The organism is Cohnella sp. OV330, from assembly GCF_900112065.1.
Taxonomy (GTDB): Bacteria; Bacillota; Bacilli; order Paenibacillales; family Paenibacillaceae; genus Cohnella.
The window spans coordinates 181350-199485 of the sequence record NZ_FOKE01000009.1; the positions used below are offsets into that span (position 1 = coordinate 181350).

Genomic DNA, 18136 nt, shown 5'->3' on the forward strand with positions numbered 1-18136 from the left:
TTTATTCACATAACTGGAAGAAAAATTCCACCCGCGTGTCGGAAAATGTGATAAAATAGAGATATCTATACCTGAATGTTGGTGAACGATTTTGGAGATTAATCGGGCTGCAAACACCAAGTCTTTAGCGCAAATGCAGTTTAAGGCGGTAGGCAACGCATCCAAGCAGCGGATTAAACTCGATAAGGTCAGAAGAATTATGCAGGTGCTATTCTTCTTTTGCGAATATAGCATCTACATCTTGACCTTTTACTTGCTAATGTACCTGAAGGTATTACCGGATTACGCTCTGGTCGATTCTTTGAATCCGATCAAATGGGCAGATGATGTCAATGTATTCGACAAATATCTGCTTTTTCTTGGCATGATGTTGCTGATACATGGGTTTATGCGTTCCCAAGGTTTTTTATTTTCAGGTAAGCGCGAACGTGGATTAACCGAAGATTTATTGTTCTCAGCCAAGGCGACATGTTACGCTTTTTTAATGTCCATTGGCATTACGTTTTTATTAAAGACGACTTTTATCTATTCACGCGTGACGCTCGTTACTTTTGCTGTGCTGATGCTAGTCGAAGGCGTCCTGCTTCGTGCTGCGTATAAATACGCAAGCCACAGGCTGAACGAGAGAGGTTTGCTGCAGGATCGGGTCCTTATCGTCGGGGCCGGTAAAGTAGGCAATGAGCTGCAGATCACGCTGGAAGCAGAAAAAAGGAGAAAATATAAGATAGTCGGTTACTTGGATGATTTTAAGGTCGGAACCGAGGTCATTGGCAAAACGACAGAGCTGGAATCGGTGCTACAGAATCAACATATCGATGTCGTGTATATAACGATCCCATCAGAGAGAAGGGTCATCGAGTCCATTCTCCATACGATCTACAAGTACAATGTGGATATCCGGATCATACCGGAGATGTTTGACCGCATGTCTACCGTCTTTGCCTTTCATACGGATTCCAATCAACCTTACATGGAGATTGTGAAGACTCCGTTAAGAGGAATAAATGTGTTGTTGAAGCGGTTGTTCGACATCCTCATTAGCTCGCTGCTCTTAATCCTGATATCCCCCCTATTCTTCGGACTAGGATTATGGACAAAATTAGATTCAAAGGGGCCTGTCTTCTTCAAGCAAGTGAGGGTGGGCAAGAACGGCGTGCCCTTTTCGATGATCAAATTCCGTTCAATGCGAGTGGATGCGGAGCGTCTGAGAGAAGATTTGGACAAGGATAATGCTGTTAGTGGGGGCCCTGCATTTAAGCTTAAAGCCGATCCTCGCGTAACGCGTTCAGGCCGTTGGCTTCGAAAGTACTCGCTGGATGAGCTGCCCCAGTTATGGAACGTACTACGCGGAGATATGAGTCTCATTGGTCCAAGGCCGCCTTTGCCAGACGAGGTGGCGCAATACACCAATTATCATTGGCGCAGAATGGACGTATTGCCCGGAATGACGGGTTTGTGGCAAGTAAGCGGTAGGAGCGATCTAAACTTCGAAGCCTGGATCGATCTGGACATTCAATATATCGAGCGATGGAGCTTTGCGCTTGAGATGAAGATATTGCTAAAAACGATTCCTGTGGTGATCAAAGGCACAGGCGCGTATTGATGAGGAGTGGCAGCGTTGAAGCGTCAAGAGAAGTCTGGGTTTAGAGAATGGTTTGCCTGGGGATGGATCGCGTTCATCTTGTTTATCGCGATGTTCAAGAACGGTATTTTCCTCGGTTTTGGCCTTCACAGCCCCAATCAATATCAGTTCGAGAGTCCAGCTTTCTTGGCGTTAATTGTATCGGCTTTCGTAACGTTGTGGCTCATTGTGCAAATCAGCGCTGACTCGTTTGAATGGACGCGTAGCAATTTGATCATCGGCGCGTTCGCGCTTCTGATACCGATCTTCTATTTGATCAGTTCATTCGATGCCTTTTCTCCGTACATGGCGAAGATCGGTATCTTAATTCATCTTGCTTTATTCTTGTTTTATGTAGCAGGCACTTTTTGGTCCCGGTCCAATCATTTGACGGATCGGTTTCCGCTTGTGTTTTTAGTGTTCGGTTACCTGCTGGTTGCATACGGCTTTCTGACGATGTTCGGCAATGCTTATATGCTTGATTCCCTGACGCCGCAGGATGGCATTCGGATTACTTCCGTCTTTCAATACGCCAATGCTTATGCGGTCCTACTGCTCATTATGTGGATCGTCATGCTGTTAGAGATTAATCGAACGCCGCGTAGAGGCATTCAGATCTTGCATGGTATCATGCTAGTGCCGGTGTTGGTGTCGTTCTTGCTGACGCTGTCGCGTGGCGCGCTGGTCGTGCTTCCGATCATCGCGATCGTCACGCTGGCAATGCTGCGGCTGAAGCTGCAAATTAAGCTGATTCTCTATTCTGTCATCGGCATAGGGATCTCTCTCCTTATATACTCCAAATTAGCGGATCGCGGGATCGAAGTCGTCAGCGGCATCCAAGCGGCTTTGAACGCCAAGCAATCATATGATACGGTCTCTATCTTTTCAGGGGACTCGATCGGATATTGGGCAATTCTAGTTGTTGCTTCACTTGTCATGGGTGCTATAACCTATGCGATAGAGAGATACATAGAGCCTCAGCTTCAATCCAAAGTCGAGACGAAAACGTCTAATCGCGCCGGGATCTGGCTGCCTCTCGGACTTATCGTTCTGTTTATTTTGGGCTCGCTCGCCGTATTGTCCGATACGCTGGTCAAATTGCTGCCTCCTGTTCTAAGAAACCGAATTGAGGGCGTAAATTTTGAAACACATAGCGTTTACGAGCGTCTAAGAATGTATAAGAATGCGATCCAACTGTGGAAGGAGTATCCGTTGTTCGGCGGAGGCAGCGGGGCATGGGAAGCTTCCTATGAAAAATATCAATCCTATCCCTACCTGAGCGCGCAGACGCACAGCTTTATTACGCAAATGCTCGTTGAAGTCGGCCTGATTGGCACGATCGTCATACTTGGCCTCATTGTATACTCCTTAATCACCTTTATTATCAAGTACAGGCGAATGTCCGAGGAGCTGCGCAATAAGTATCTGTTTTATTTTGTCGTACCCATTACGATTCTATTGCATGCTTCGATCGATTTTGAAATGAGTTATCTCTTCTACGACATTCTCGTCTTTATGTGCCTAGGCGTCCTGAGCGGCGCAGAGTCGGCAGTTAAGCATTGGGCTAAGAAGCAAGCAAGGCAATTAAAACAACTGAGTGGGGCAGCACTTGGCGTCGTGGGTATTGCGCTTCTTGTGATCGCTAGCCTTCGATTGTATAGCTCCAGCCAGATCGATAATGCCAATGAAGCGTATGCGATGCAGAAACCATTCGCCGATATCGTCAATCCGCTCAAACAAGGGCTTAAAATAACGTCTGGGCAGCCTGTACTGCTCCAGCAGCTGACGAGTTGGAACTATCAAGCGTATGACCAATCGAAGGATGAGAGTTACCTGCAAGAAGCGGAGAAGTATTTGGAAAAGCTCGTGAAGACAGAGCCCTACTATCGTCCCGGCATTGATCTTGATTATACAATTCAGATGGTGCGAGGCAATCAAGATAGGGCCATTCAAATCATGCAAAAGGCAGTCAAGCAATACCCGTTTGAACAATCTTTCTATGATCGCTTAGTCTCGACGTTGCTAGGAAAGTGGGAGCAGCAGAGTCAGGCAGGAGATCAAGAGGGAGCTAAGGGGACTGCTGAACAAATTCTGGCTCAGTACAATAAAACCATCGAACAGGAACTTGTGGTCAAAGAATTGCCGGCTACAGTTGAACTGGCGAGAACGTTCGTCGTCTCGAGCGCGGTCAGGCTGGCGGCTGGCGAAGTCACCTTCGCCGCTAATGACTATCAGCAAGCGGCAGATATTTTAAAGCCCGCCTTGCAAGATGACTTAACCGTTGAAGCAAATCGCAAGATCGCGCGATACTATCTGGCGACACTTCGGAAACAAGGACAAGACGACCAAGCGCTTTATGACAAACTTATCGCAGCCGACGCGAACGAAGCTACTCAACTAGATCAGCTCAAATAGAAAGGAGGGATAACGTTGAAGGTATCGGTTATCCTGCCGACGTTAAACGCGGAGAAATATCTTGTTAACCTGATAGGCAAGCTCCAAGAGCAAACGTTGCGACCGCACGAGATTCTCGTCGTCGATTCCCGTTCAAATGATGGGACGCTTCTGCTTGCAAAGCGGCTCGGCGCAAAAGTAATGTCGGTTGAGCGCAAGGACTTCGACCATGGTGGCACGCGAAATTTCGCAGCCCAGAAGACAACCGGCGACGTGATCGTCTATATGACCCAAGATGCAGTGCCGGAGCATGATCGCTTTATCGAGGAGATCGTAGCGCCTTTTGCCGATACGAAGGTGGCGGCCGTGTGCGGCAGACAGATCGCGAGGGCCGAGTCCAACGTACTCGAACGGATGACCCGCGACATTAACTATCCGGAGCTGTACATCCATAAGACACTGGCGGATCTCGATCGCTTCGGCATTAAGCTGTTCTTTTTCACCAATGTTTGTTCGGCTATTCGAAGGGACGTATTTCTGCAACTCGGAGGATTCCCGGCTCCGATCATCCTGAACGAGGATATGATGATCGCAGCAAAGTGCATTACCAACGGCTACGCCGTCGTTTACAACCCGCGAGCCAGCGTGGTGCATTCTCACGACTATAGTCTGAAAAAGCAATTTAAACGTAACTTCGATATCGGCGTATCCATGCGGATGAACGAATGGATCTTTCAATATGCCCGAGCGGAAAAAGAAGGCGGCCGGCTTGTCACCGAGCAATTAGGGCGCCTATGGAAACAAGGGAACTGGGCCTGGACTCCTCGATGGATCGCGGAAGCGGCAGCGAAGTACGTGGGATATCGGCTGGGCGTTTCCTACAAGAAACTGCCGTTCAAATTGAGACGCAAGTTCAGCATGCACCCTGACTTCTGGCTGAACTACGACAAGTCACAGATCGTCCGGGAAGCTGTCGTCTTCAAAGCCGAAGCGCAATCGGCCAGCAATCATTGAACGTGAAGGGATGGTCATCATGAATCGATATACGAAGATTTTCGGCATACTGGTCGCTGCAGCCGTCGTCGCGGGAGGCGTGAATTGGTATCAATCCGCGTATGCGGACGTACAACAGACGACGCCTGGGCTCGCAGACGATCCGATTGTGACCAAGAGCTATGTGGATCAGAAGATTGCTGAACTGTCGAATGGGGGCCCAACCGGCGCCAATTCCGGCAAAGATACGGCGTCCGAATCCAAACTCGAGGTTGTGACCGTACCTTTCGGCGCTAAGCTTATGGTTGGCGCTGGTGGAGAAGTCGTCGTCCGCACTGGTAAAGCCGTCGCCTACAGCGTGGATACAAACGGACTATCGGACCTCACGGCCGGCATCGATATCGCGCCCGGTATGGCCATCGCTACCAACCATTTGATTTTATTTCCGCGGGATGGTAGAGGCATTGAGCCCGATCCGAAGCAGAAGAATGGGCTGACGGTGTTGGTGCGAGGGAAGTACAATTTAGTTTAATACCTAAGTTTAAATTATGAATTCTATTTATTGTTCAAATTCCAATAACATAAACTTGATAGCATATCTTATTAATGGATGGTATTAAATAAAATGAAAATAAGCTCTGCGTTGAAATTAATATTTGATCTTTCTAAAAATGATTTTAAAGTGCGGTATGCTGGTTCGTTTCTGGGTGTAGTATGGGGGGTTGTAAACCCGCTTATAACCTTGCTGGTCTACTGGTTTGTTTTTGAAGTCGGCTTTAGATCGGGAGCCCGACCTGATGGAACACCGTTTATAGTATGGCTCTCTTGTGGTATGGTGATTTGGTTTTTTCTATCGGAAAGTTTATCGTCTTCATCGAACAGCTTCCTGGAATATAGCTATTTAGTCAAGAAGGTTTCATTCAAAATAATAATTCTACCATTAGTTAAAATCTTATCTTCCTTTTATAATCATTTGTTTTTCTTAGCAGTATTAATTCTAATTTTGTTGGTGCACGGGATTAAGGCTGATATTACTAACATTCAAGTGTTCTATTATTTGATTTGCTCCGCTTACTTGTTGATTGGAATCGGGCTAATAACCTCTTCATTAGTTGTATTTGTTCGAGATATCGGGCAAATAGTAGGTATTGCAATACAAATTGGCTTCTGGCTTATTCCAATTGTTTGGTCACCCGAAATTATATCAGAAAAGTACATTAAGTGGTTTAAGTTGAATCCAATTTATTATTTAGTTGAAGGTTATCGAGATACTTTTGTGGAAAACGTTTGGTTTTGGCATAGGTATAATCAAACAGCATATTTTTGGATATTGTCCACCATTATTCTATTTGTTGGATATAAATTATTTAAGAAGTTGAAGCCTCACTTTGCAGATGTTTTATAACGGAGTGGATAAAGTGGAAGAGATATCAATAGAATTAAAGAATATTTGGAAGAGATATAAACTCTACCCGAAACCGAGTGATCGTTTAAAGGAAGCAATTACGGGCAGGAAGACCCACGCAGAGTTTGTAGCGTTGAAAGATGTGAATCTACTCCTTAAAAAGGGAGAGACGTTGGGAATCATTGGAGAGAATGGTTCTGGAAAGTCTACGCTTCTAAAAATTATATCTGGTGTGCTGACTCAAAGTGAAGGTGCTAAAAGCGTTAATGGGCACGTTGCTGCTCTTCTTGAACTGGGGACAGGTTTTAATATGGAATACACCGGATATGAAAATATCTTCCTTAATGGTACGATGAGAGGCTTTTCTAAAAGCGATATGAACGCTAAGCTGAAGGAAATTATTGAGTTCGCCGATATAGGAGAATTCATAAATAGGCCTGTAAAAACTTACTCAAGTGGTATGTTCGCACGACTTGCTTTTTCCGTTATGATTAGCTTTAAGCCTGAAATTCTAATTGTTGATGAAGCTCTATCAGTAGGAGACGTCTTTTTTCAACAAAAGTGTAATCGGTACATGAAGGAAGAAATGAGCGATGTTACTAAAATACTGGTATCTCACGATTTAAGCTCAATTGCTGCTATGGCTACAAATGTTATTGTCCTTGCTAAAGGTGAAGTTGTTTTTTATGGAGAGCCTCTAAAGGCTATAGAATTTTATACAAAGAGAGTTCACTCAAAAACATTTCGATCTTCCTCAATTAAAGAACCAGAAGAGAAGACAAATTCAGTTATTCCTCAATCTCATTCAGATATTAAATGGACTCCCGTAGATCGCAGCTCGCTTGGAGGCGCGTTAGATTTACTTATAGAAGCCTATAGCATAAAAGTTGATAACGAGGATTACAAGGGATATATAACTAAGGATAATGTGCTGGAGATTTCACTACTTATACAAAGCAGGAAAGAGATTAACGAAGCAATATTTGGCTACCTAGTTAATGATAAATTTGGGAACTCCATTTTTGGGGAAAATACTCTCAGCTCAAATCTTACTATGGAGTATATGGAAGAGGATCAAAGTTACATAGTAAGGTTTACTATCGTATGGCCAGAGATCCAGGAGAATGATTATTTTATAACATTAGGAGTTGGCGAAGGCTTCCATGAATTACATCATACAATTCAATGTTGGGCTCATAATATTATTCAAGTGAAAAATATAACTAGTACTACAGTACATGCAATCTTCAATAATAAGATTGAGAGCATTTCGATTAAGAAATTGTAAACGAGGTTGGTGTACCATGGATTGGGAAATAAGTAGTCCTAAGTTTGAATCAGATGAATTAAATGATAAGTTAAGGGTCGCTCCTTGGGAGGGCCATCGTAATTTTGCATATGACCTGTTTAGATATATTGTTCCTCAAGTTAGTGTAGAGCTCGGAACTCACTACGGTTGCTCTCTTTTTGCTTTTGCTCAGTCTATGAAAAATCATGAGTTAGATGTTTCATTATTTGCTGTAGATACCTGGAGGGGCGATGACCAAGCTGGTTTTTATGGAGAGGAAGTCATAGGTTCAGTAACTGATATTATCAATAAGAGGTTTAGTAAACTAAATATAACTTTACTGCGAAAAACCTTTGATGAAGCACTTTCAGATTTTGCTGATGAAAGCATTGATTTGCTTCACATTGACGGCTTACATACATATGAAGCAGTTTCCCATGATTTTGAGACCTGGCTCCCTAAGGTTTCAAGTAATGGAATTGTTTTATTTCACGATGTGTATAGCCCTCTTGAATATGGATCCAATCGTTTTTGGCAAGAAATCAAGGAACAATACCCACACTTTGAATTTAGGCATAGCTGGGGTTTAGGAGTGCTTTTTCCAAAAGGAAATGATCGATATAAACTATTGGAAAATGTCAACTTCAAAGACAAGGCTTTAATTTATGAATACAAAGCCCTTTACAAATTTGAACAGTTAAAAAACCACGACCTTAATCAAATGGTTGTGGAGCGAGATAAAGCAATTTCATCAATTGAGGCATTGGTTATTGAACGAGATAAAACAATTTTTTCTAATGAAGAAATGATTATTGAACGAGATAATGTTATTTCAAACAATGAAGGGATGATTAGTGATTTAAAGTTAGCTTTTAAGAATAGTGAGCAATTAGTAACAGAGCGAGATAAGTTAATAAAAGAATATGAAACTAAGCTGCTGGATCTGCAAAATACTATTGCTAAAAATAGCATTTTGATTAACGAACAAGATCTTTCAATAAAAGTCTGTAACGAACAAATTGATAAGCTAAAACAAGAGATTAGCAAAAAACAAGAGATTATTGATTATGTGAATTCAAAAAGGATAATTTTTAATTTTAAAAAGAAGATTTAAGAATGGAGCATAGCAATGAAAGACGTAAAAGATATAATCATCCAAAATAATAATTTAAAATATGTTTTTTTTGATATTTTTGATACTATACTTTTACGATCTGTGCATCCAGAATACACCAAAATGATCTGGGCTAAACGCCTTAGCAACGAATTGGGCCATGGTTCCAAAGCTAAGGATATTTATGAATTACGCAATCAAATTGAATTGCAAATTGGCGAAAAGAATGAACAAGATGGTTGGGATCGAGAATTCCAATATGAACAGTTCTCTTTACGTTTGTATCAGGTGTTAGAGGCTAGGAACAGCATTAAATCGCTATATCAGTACGAGGATTTTCATCGTAAATGTTTAGATATAGAACTTGATGTAGAATTGTCAGTACAATTGGTTGATCCTCAATGGATCGAACTTATAACATATATAAAGTCGAACACTTTTCTTAAAGTGTATTGTGTCTCTGACTTTTATTTATCAAGCGATAGCATAAGAAGGTTATTTCAAGAACATGGTATATTGTCATATATAGATGAACTGATAGTTTCAAGTGATCATCTGATTACTAAACGCTCAGGCAGACTATATGCACATGTATTCGAAAAATATGGTATAGAACCTTCAGTTGTTTTGATGGTTGGAGATAACGAGCATTCCGATAATATGGTGCCCATTCAAAAAGGAATGAAGTCTTTCTTAATAGATCGAAAATCAGAACGTACAGTATATGATGACTTCATGCGGGAATATCATATAAGCAAGCAGATTAATAATAAGGATCAATTATTTAAAATTGCAAATCAGGGGAGATCTCAGACTCCCTTTCATAATATTATCTTTTCTCTTTTTTATTTTATAAAGAAACTCCATGAAGAACTCGTATTTAAAAGAGTGAATGATGTTTTTTTCTTGTCTAGAGAAGGAGAATATCTAAAAACTTTGTTTGACCTATATCAACAATCTGAAGGATTTCGATATGCCCATCGTATTAATACGCATTACTTAAAGGTATCTAGGAAGTCTACCTTCCTCCCGTCTCTTAAGAGTTTAAAAGAGGAGCGTTTTCTGACTCTTTTTCGACAGTATAGGATGATTAGTGCTTATGAGTTCATGGCTAGCCTTAATTTTGAAGAACACGTAATTCAAACTATTAAACATCAAACGGACTTCGATTTATTTCAAAAAGAAGAGGATTTTCCAACAAGCGAATGCTACAGGTGGCTTATAAACAACCCGGATTTTTCAAACTATTACGAAAATAACCGCCTAGAACAAAATGCTAATTTCAAAGAATACGTACGTGAATTAAACCCTAATTACAAAACGGATGGCCTCCATATCGTAGATATAGGATGGAAAGGGACAATTCAAGACCATTTATGGGATATCTTTAATCAAGAGGTCTGCATAAATGGTTATTATGCAGGACTGATTGCAGAAGGTAATGCAGACTCGGGTAACGAGAAACAGGGTTTGCTCTTTAGTTCTATTCCTATTAAATCTGATTATTTTGGAGTATTCAATGAAAATAGAGCAATTTTCGAAATTGTATTAGGAGCATCGCATGGAAGTGCTGAACGTTATGTTTTAACTGAGGGAACGGTAGTTGTTCATGTCAATCAAAATGAAAAAGAAATGGAGATTTTCAACAAGATCGTTTCCCCAATGCAGCGAGAAATGCTGATTACTTTTGAAGAACTTTGCCGCTATTTTTGTTTAAAAAGTTTTGATATCGAAGAAGATCTTGCATATTTCGCAGAAATTCACTCCCAGTTTGTGTTGCATCCGAACAAAAAAGAGTTAACGTTCTTTGACCAGTTGTATCACTACGAAAATTTTGGTGTGTTTGAATTTACAAAGTTTCGTACATCTGATACGAAAATATCTACAATATTAAAGCTTAGAAGTATGAGGCGTTTAGCTATGAATCCCAATGCTTTCTTTAGAAATAGCTTCTGGGGACCTTTAACCTTAAAAGAACAGGGACTAAGCTTTTTGATTCCTTTATATGCGAAATATAAAAGGAAAAAATACTTCACTGAAAAAACATCCTTAACATCACAAGGAACTGCTCTACCACAACAGAAGTTTGAAGAGAAATTGAAGGAAAATGCTTTAGCGATGAAAAATATGACACGAATGATTGATGATCGTGATGCAGCAATCTCAAATATGACCCGTATGATCGATGATCGTGATCAAGCAATAAAAAGTATGACTCAAATGATTGATGAACGAGATGAAATGATTCGCCAAATTAATATAAAACTCGAGGATCTAATGAAAAAGAGTTGAAAATGAGGGATTAGAATGAAATGGGCAGTATTAATGGGTTCACCCGATATTAGTGGCGGTAGCTATGTTATATTTGAACATTGTATTAGAGCAAAAAAACGTGGTGAAGATGTTACGATAATAACAGAAGAGAAGATCTCGATGGAACGCTTAAATTGGCATCCAGAAGCAAAAATGTTGAATTGGAATACGTATGACGGGGCTAAAAATGACATCTTCGATATATGTATAGCTACATGGTGGAGAACTGTCTATGAGATATCAAGAATCTCTGCTGGAACTTATGCTTATTTTGTCCAATCGATCGAGTCGCGTTTTTATGAGGAAATCGAAAGGCCATTAAAACAGCTTGTCGAATCTACATATCGAATGCCTTTGCATATTATTACTGAGGCGACTTGGATTCGTAATTATTTGAAAGAAAATTGCGATAAAGATGCTTTCTTAGTGAAGAACGGGGTTCGTAAAGATATTTATTCACTCGAGGGGCCGTGTATTGCTCCACGTGACCCTAACAGATTACGAGTGTTAGTTGAGGGGCCAATCGACGTTGAATTCAAAAATGTGCCTAAAACTATCGAGCTGTGCAGGCAGTCAAAAGCAGATGAGATCTGGCTATTAACGTCAAGCCCAGTGGCATCGTATCCGGGTGTCGATCGTGTATTTTCAAGGGTGCCTATCTTTGAAACCTCACATATTTATCGATCATGCGATGTAATCATAAAACTAAGTTATGTTGAAGGAATGTTCGGTCCTCCACTGGAGATGTTCCACTGTGGGGGGACTTCTATTACATATAATGTAACGGGGCATGACGAATATATTGTTCCAAACTATAACGGACTCGTTGCCGAGAGAGATAATGAATCTCAGGTAGTCGAGTTTATTAACTTATTGAAAAACAACAATACCAAACTCAAAGAGCTTAAAAAAAATGCTATAGATACGGCTGCACATTGGAGTGATTGGGATAACGCCTCTATGGAGTTTACGAGAGCTGTTTATGATATCGTCCAAAGTCGACCGAGTATTAACCAGAATGAATTAAAAAAGAGCCATGAGTTTTATTTCGATTGGTACGTTATTGCTGAAAATTATAAAAATAGTAATAGCTTAATCCACAACAAAAATGCTTATTTAGAAAAGGCTAAGCGCTATCTTAGAGTAAAACATCCGAAACTACACAAGAAGCTTAGAGATATTAAATTCAAATGGATCGTGAAACAGAAATCGAGGTAGAACATATGGATAAAATTCAAGTCTTGATGTCTACCTACAACGGAGAGAAATATCTGTTTGAGCAAGTAGACAGCATCTTTAGTCAGAGAGATGTCTCGGTATATTTGTTAATTAGAGATGATGGCTCGACAGACAATACGCTACAAATCATTAAAATTTTACAAGAAAGGTACTCAGGGAAAATCACTTTTTATGTGGGAGATAATATAGGGGTAAAGGCAAGTTTTCTCGATTTACTACAAAGAAGCAATGCTAACTTTGATTTCTATGCATTCGCAGATCAAGATGATGTATGGCTTCCTTCAAAGCTATGTGTTGCCTCTAGTAGATTAAAATCACTGCCAGATGGCCAACCGGGACTGTTCTGTAGTCGAACGCAGTTGACCGATGACCGTTTAAATTATTTAAATATGTGGCCGCCTATTCCTAGACGGCCTTTAGCTATAAGAAATGCATTGGTTGAAAATGTCGTTGTAGGATGCACAGCAGTGATTAATCGATCCGCACGTTCTTATCTAATAGAGCATATACCCCGCAGTAATGGTATTATTATGCATGACTGGTGGATCTATCTCTGCATTACTTACATCGGGCAAGTCATATTCGAAGAAACTCCATTGGTATTGTATCGACAACACGGCAATAATTTAATAGGCGGAGAGTTAAGTTTCTTTTCAAAATGGAAAAATAAAATTACTACCTTCGTACAGGGGAAGAATTCAAATATTCGTTCCAAGCAGGCTGAAGAATTTTATTTCTTAAATAATAACGAGAAGGAGTTAGATATTGTAAACGAAATGATTAGTTACAGGGAAAACTTAAAAAATAGAATTAGATTTCTAATTCATACAAGGTTGTATCGACAATCAAGTTTCGAAACACTATATCTAAAAGTTTTAATTTTATTCAAAAGATTATAATAATGTCTAAAACTGCGTAAGAGAGTACTATATTGCAAAGGGTGGGTCTATGTATTATCGAAAAATAATCCTTTCAGTGGCTGTAGCCGCACTATTTATAATTATGTTTCCCCTGCAATTTACTGAGAGCATTCATCTTGAAATCAAAGCAACAGGCCAAAAGAACGAAAGTTCCAAGGGCTCTGAGGTATGGCTAAGAGAGCTTAAAGGCGATAATGGATTGGTCCCTACCAGCGATATTTCTTTGGGGGGATGGGAAATAGAGCGTGAGATGCCAGTTTCATATCGTAATCAGCCGTCCACTATGACTTGGGAAGGCAAGGCCAATCAACTTACTATAACATTAGCAAGCCATCCCTACTCGGGATATGTAGATATCACGATTAATGGAAAAACTAGAACTTATGATTTATATAATACCTCAGATTCTTTGAAAACCTTACAATTCAGTGTCCCTCTGAGTTCTACGTCGTTACTTAAATATATGCTTATAGGATTAGCTCTCACCATCTTGTTCTATATACTATTAATAAAGGGACCTATTTTAAAGAAAATTCTCTCTAAAGGTTCGATTGTGTACTTTTTAATTCCTTTCGTTGTTTGGTTTACTTATTGGTTGGCGTTTTATCCGGGACTTATGAGTGGCGATTCCATCGATCAATGGAGACAAATCCAAACCCTTGAGCTGTATGATGCACATCCAGTGTTTCACACTTTAACAAATTGGTTGCTAACACGGATCTGGAATTCACCTGCAATTCTTTCATTATCTCAAATCGCTTTTTTTTCTATCGTACTCAGCAAATCGCTGATTTTATTGGAAAAGGATTTTAAAGTAAAAAAGTATGCAACTTTTATTTTGTGCTTGTTCTTCTCGTTGCTTCCTGTACACGGAATGCTTGTAAATACTATATGGAAGGATATTCCTTACAGTGTGACATTGCTTCTAGTGACATATATTCTAATGAAAATATATATTACCAAAGGGAGTTGGCTAGAGTCTCGTAAAAACCAAATAAGTCTTATTATAATTATACTCATAACAGCCTTATTCCGACATAATGGGGTCATTCCTGCCTTTGGAACTTGCGTTGCGCTCTTTATTTACTATAAACCTCAATGGAGAAATATCTTAAAAATAAGTTTGTCAGCAGTTCTTTTATTCCTGTTTATTAAGGTGTTTTTATATAGCTTTTTAAATATAGCGCCTACTCCAAAAGTTTTATCTCTATCTATTCCAATTCATCAAATAGGGGCTGTAATTCATAGCGGGGCTAAGTTGTCTGACAAGGAAGAACTTGTGATCAATCAATTGATGCCTGTTGAGAATTGGGCAGAGAACTATCAAGCTTATACAGTAGATACTTTGATATATAATCCTAAGTTTAATATGCATATTTTTGACGAAAGTCCTCTTACTGGCGAGTTTTTAAAGGTGTGGTTCTCACTGGCTTTAAAACATCCAGTTGTTGTTATTAAAGACTGGGCTTATATGACATCAATCATTTGGGAGATGAAAGAGCCTCTAAATAGCAGGAATTACTACGTTGAAACGGATATTGTAAAAACAGGGTCTGAAATTCTTGATAGATACCAGCTACATTCAATGTCAAAATTACCGAGTCTGAAGAATACTTTGCTAAAGATTGTAAATACTTCTCTTGATTTGAATCTATCCTGGATTTTATATCGACCAGCGGTGTATTTCTTTGCTCTCCTGCTTGCTCTTTATCTGTTATTAAAAAAATATTCTTTCAGAATTACGATACTGACACTTCCTTTACTTTTAAACACTGCATCACTTGTAATTGCAATTCCGGCCCAACAGTTGCGTTATGTGTACTCTGCCTTGATTATTATTCCGATTATTATTGCACTCCTGTTTAGACGGAATATAGATTCAAAGGAAATTGTTGAGGAAATTTAGAAGTGCTGAAACGAGGAGCCAGGCCTGTAATGAAGTAATATGAGCTTTGAGCAAAAAAGCGTTGCATTGGAAATGTTACGTCCCAAGAAGATCGAAGTGCAGCGTGTGGCGTGGGTATCAAGCGAACGGAAACGCTGGTCGCGGCCGCTGGGTCGTCCACTGGGCTGACTGAAGAAACGACAGCAGCGGCGCAATCGAGCTGAGCACGCTACTCGGCAGTACGATCTGTTCAGAGAGCAGCTGGCCAGCATCTGGGGACAGCGTGAATGCTGACCGTTTGAGGTTTCGGAGTGGTCATCGTCGCGGGGGGCTCGCGAAGGCCGGATATCTGTCCGATTATAACCACGGTCAGCAGATTATCCGATTGGCCCGATTGAATCTTAAGGAGAACAGCTCAGGCAAGCTAAGGCAAGACAGGCATCTCCAAGCGGTGGAGAACACGATTGAGGGCGCCGCTGTTCCGTGCGGTAAAACCGCTGATGGAGAAGAATGAGCAATCAAGTCGCTGCAGTTGAAATCCTGCGAATGAGTCAGAAATTATGTGAAAAACATTGCAATGGGAAGCTTATTTAAGCTCTCTTTAATTGAACTGAAAATAGAAGAATTTGATGGATATTCTATTTTTCAAGAATCAAATCTAATTTAATTGTAATATAGAAATGATAGAATTATTGTCGAAACTTATTGTGATGGAGGGAAACCTTTGAAGACGCTCATTATAGTTCCTGCATTTAACGAACAAGGAAACATAGAAATGTTAATTAAACGGCTTCAAGCATTCGATGTTGATATTTTAATCGTTAATGATTCCTCCACGGATAACACTTCTAGGTTATCACATGAACTAGGAGTAAAAGTAATTGATTTGCCCTGTAACTTGGGGATAGGAGGGGCGGTTCAGACTGGGTATAAATATGCCTATAAATATGAGTATGATTGTGCAATTCAAATTGATGGGGACGGTCAACATGATCCGACATATATTGAATCACTCATTCAGCCCATATCTAATTCAAAAGCCGACCTCGTAATTGGCTCTCGATATATTAATATGGAAGGCTTTCAATCAACTTTTATGCGAAGAGTTGGAATCAAGTATTTCAGCGTACTTATCCGATTGCTGACAAAACGTGTGATTACTGATCCCACATCTGGCTTTAGAGCGTGCAATAAAGTAGTGATTAAGCATTTTGCTGAGAATTATCCTGTTGATTATCCCGAACCCGAATCCATAGTCAATCTCTTGAGGAATGGACTGACAGTGGTGGAGCTTCCTGTTATTATGCATAGTAGGCAACATGGTAATTCCTCAATTCATAGTTTTAAATCTGTTTATTATATGATTAAAGTTTCAATAGCAATCCTAATCGACTCGTTAAGGCGCAAGAAGAGCGAGGGAGTATTAAACGGATGATTTCATTTAAATTGCAATTTATATTACTAATCGCAACGATTTTTTTATTTGCGTTTTTAATTAAAAGACTTCGGGAATACAAATTAGAACTGAAGTATTCATTGCTTTGGATTATTATTTGTTTTTTAAGCGTTATTGTTGCGATTTTCCCTCAAATTTTATCTACTTTTTCTGAAATTATCGGTATTGAGACTCCGGTAAATACTTTATTTTTGTTCGCCATCACAGCCTCACTAGTTATTCAATACTCGTTTACTTTGAATATTTCTAAGCTTGCCAGTAGAACAAAAGAGTTAAGTCAAGAGCTAGGCATTCTTAAGAATGAAATAAAAAACCTTAGAATAGAAAGATTAAAAAATGAAGACGATCATTAGAAAAATTGTCACGCCGGAGTTTGTGAAATATGGAATAATCGGTATAGCTGGAACTGTTTTGCATACTGGCATGATTGCGGTCGGGGTTGAAGTATGGAATTTAAGCCCGGTTTTATCTTCTTTTTTCGGTTTTATTTTATCGCTGCTTGTATCGTATGCGCTTAATTCAATATGGACATTTCGAAGCAGGTTCGATCTATTACTATTTTGGAAGTATGCCATTGTTTGTACAGCGGGGCTTTTATTGAATCTTTCGATTATCTATTTTTTTAATAATATACTTGGTCTTTGGTATTTGATTGGTCAGTTTGTTGCGATTGTTATCGTTCCAGTATTTAATTTCATGCTCAACAAGATATGGGTGTTTTATCGTTCCGAAAATCAGGAGGCTATAAGATGAAAGGCATAATACTTGCTGGGGGAACGGGCTCACGTCTTTATCCGCTTACCAAAGTCACGAATAAGCACTTGCTGCCCGTAGGTAGATATCCAATGATTTTCCATGCTGTGGCAAAGCTGAAAGAGGCAGACATCGTTGATATCCTCATAGTTACCGGCAAAGATCACATGGGTGACGTTGTTAACCTCCTCGGAAGCGGGAGGGAAATGGGTGTTACCTTTACATATAAAGTCCAAGAGGAAGCTGGCGGAATTGCCCAAGCTTTGGGACTTGCAGAAAACTTTGCGAATAATGACTCTATGGTTGTCATTCTAGGTGACAACGTATTCTCAGACAGCATTGCGCCCTATGTGCAGTCCTACCGTGAAAAGGGAAGAGGGGCCAAGATTCTAATTCAGGAAGTACATGATCCTAAACGCTATGGCGTACCAGAGCTGGATGGAAATAAAATTATCGCGATTGAAGAAAAGCCCCAGCAACCCAAGAGCAAGTATGCAGTGACCGGCATATATATGTTTGATGCGCGAGTGTTCGAGATCGTTCGTACATTGAAGCCTTCCGCTCGCGGCGAACTGGAGATTACGGATGTGAATAATGCTTATATCGCTGCTGATGAACTAGGCTACGATATTTTACACGGTTGGTGGACCGACGCAGGGACTCATGCTTCGTTCACGCATGCTAATGAACTGGCTAAGGATCTTTTATTTGGTGAGGAGTTCGGCAAGCTTAAAATGTAGCCCTGATTGGAGAAA

14 protein-coding genes and 1 pseudogene are annotated in these 18136 nt (G+C 40.2%); all 15 read left to right on the forward strand.

Features of this window, described 5'->3' with window-relative positions; translation table 11 throughout:
- Positions 1–91 precede the first annotated feature (91 nt).
- The 15 genes and pseudogenes from BM235_RS21030 to BM235_RS21100 all read left to right on the forward strand — a co-directional run bounded on the left by BM235_RS21030 (position 92) and on the right by BM235_RS21100 (position 18121).
- Positions 92–1603, forward strand: a complete 1512-nt coding sequence (locus tag BM235_RS21030) for a sugar transferase (protein WP_090116201.1) — start codon at positions 92–94, stop codon at positions 1601–1603.
- 15 nt (positions 1604–1618) lie between these two features.
- On the forward strand, positions 1619–4036 hold the full coding sequence (locus BM235_RS21035) for an O-antigen ligase family protein (protein ID WP_090116202.1): 2418 nt from the start codon (positions 1619–1621) through the stop codon (positions 4034–4036).
- Positions 4037–4051: 15 nt separating this feature from the next.
- Positions 4052–5029, forward strand: a complete 978-nt coding sequence (locus BM235_RS21040) for a glycosyltransferase family 2 protein (RefSeq protein ID WP_090116203.1) — start codon at positions 4052–4054, stop codon at positions 5027–5029.
- A gap of 19 nt (positions 5030–5048) precedes the next feature.
- A complete protein-coding gene (locus BM235_RS21045) occupies positions 5049–5540 on the forward strand; it encodes a hypothetical protein (protein WP_090116204.1) in 492 nt (163 codons plus the stop codon).
- A gap of 93 nt (positions 5541–5633) precedes the next feature.
- Entirely contained in the window at positions 5634–6413 is a 780-nt protein-coding gene (locus tag BM235_RS21050; protein ID WP_199408936.1) for an ABC transporter permease, read from the forward strand.
- Positions 6414–6426: 13 nt separating this feature from the next.
- Positions 6427–7701: an ABC transporter ATP-binding protein gene (locus BM235_RS21055; protein WP_090116346.1), complete on the forward strand. Its 1275-nt coding sequence runs from the start codon at positions 6427–6429 to the stop codon at positions 7699–7701.
- A gap of 16 nt (positions 7702–7717) precedes the next feature.
- A pseudogene (locus tag BM235_RS32670) lies at positions 7718–8338 on the forward strand (class I SAM-dependent methyltransferase); the annotation flags it as partial.
- Positions 8339–8830: 492 nt separating this feature from the next.
- Complete coding sequence (locus BM235_RS21065) at positions 8831–11107, forward strand: HAD family hydrolase (RefSeq protein ID WP_090116207.1); 2277 nt, start codon at positions 8831–8833, stop codon at positions 11105–11107.
- A 15-nt stretch (positions 11108–11122) separates the two neighbouring features.
- Positions 11123–12346: a glycosyltransferase gene (locus BM235_RS21070; protein WP_090116208.1), complete on the forward strand. Its 1224-nt coding sequence runs from the start codon at positions 11123–11125 to the stop codon at positions 12344–12346.
- A 5-nt stretch (positions 12347–12351) separates the two neighbouring features.
- The gene (locus tag BM235_RS21075; RefSeq protein WP_158543770.1) at positions 12352–13266 is read left to right on the forward strand and encodes a glycosyltransferase family 2 protein; all 915 of its coding nucleotides are present in this window, start codon (positions 12352–12354) and stop codon (positions 13264–13266) included.
- Between the two features lie 49 nt (positions 13267–13315).
- On the forward strand, positions 13316–15193 hold the full coding sequence (locus BM235_RS21080; RefSeq protein WP_090116210.1) for a DUF6020 family protein: 1878 nt from the start codon (positions 13316–13318) through the stop codon (positions 15191–15193).
- Positions 15194–15896: 703 nt separating this feature from the next.
- Entirely contained in the window at positions 15897–16607 is a 711-nt protein-coding gene (locus BM235_RS21085; RefSeq protein ID WP_090116211.1) for a glycosyltransferase family 2 protein, read from the forward strand.
- On the forward strand, positions 16604–16981 hold the full coding sequence (locus BM235_RS21090; RefSeq protein ID WP_090116212.1) for a DUF2304 domain-containing protein: 378 nt from the start codon (positions 16604–16606) through the stop codon (positions 16979–16981). Before BM235_RS21085 ends, BM235_RS21090 begins: the two co-directional genes overlap by 4 nt.
- Positions 16965–17381, forward strand: coding sequence for a GtrA family protein (locus BM235_RS21095; protein ID WP_090116213.1), 417 nt, complete (start codon positions 16965–16967; stop codon positions 17379–17381). Before BM235_RS21090 ends, BM235_RS21095 begins: the two co-directional genes overlap by 17 nt.
- Positions 17378–18121, forward strand: a complete 744-nt coding sequence (locus BM235_RS21100; RefSeq protein ID WP_090116214.1) for a sugar phosphate nucleotidyltransferase — start codon at positions 17378–17380, stop codon at positions 18119–18121. The genes BM235_RS21095 and BM235_RS21100 overlap by 4 nt, the downstream gene beginning before the upstream one ends.
- Positions 18122–18136 lie beyond the last annotated feature (15 nt).

Coding starts and splice junctions, on each gene's coding strand:
- BM235_RS21075 (WP_158543770.1), top strand. CDS start 12,352: ATGGATAAAATTCAAGTCTTGATGTCTACCTACAACGGAGAGAAATAT.
- BM235_RS21065 (WP_090116207.1), top strand. CDS start 8,831: ATGAAAGACGTAAAAGATATAATCATCCAAAATAATAATTTAAAATAT.
- BM235_RS21045 (WP_090116204.1), top strand. CDS start 5,049: ATGAATCGATATACGAAGATTTTCGGCATACTGGTCGCTGCAGCCGTC.
- BM235_RS21070 (WP_090116208.1), top strand. CDS start 11,123: ATGAAATGGGCAGTATTAATGGGTTCACCCGATATTAGTGGCGGTAGC.
- BM235_RS21090 (WP_090116212.1), top strand. CDS start 16,604: ATGATTTCATTTAAATTGCAATTTATATTACTAATCGCAACGATTTTT.
- BM235_RS21095 (WP_090116213.1), top strand. CDS start 16,965: ATGAAGACGATCATTAGAAAAATTGTCACGCCGGAGTTTGTGAAATAT.
- BM235_RS21100 (WP_090116214.1), top strand. CDS start 17,378: ATGAAAGGCATAATACTTGCTGGGGGAACGGGCTCACGTCTTTATCCG.
- BM235_RS21080 (WP_090116210.1), top strand. CDS start 13,316: ATGTATTATCGAAAAATAATCCTTTCAGTGGCTGTAGCCGCACTATTT.
- BM235_RS21050 (WP_199408936.1), top strand. CDS start 5,634: ATGAAAATAAGCTCTGCGTTGAAATTAATATTTGATCTTTCTAAAAAT.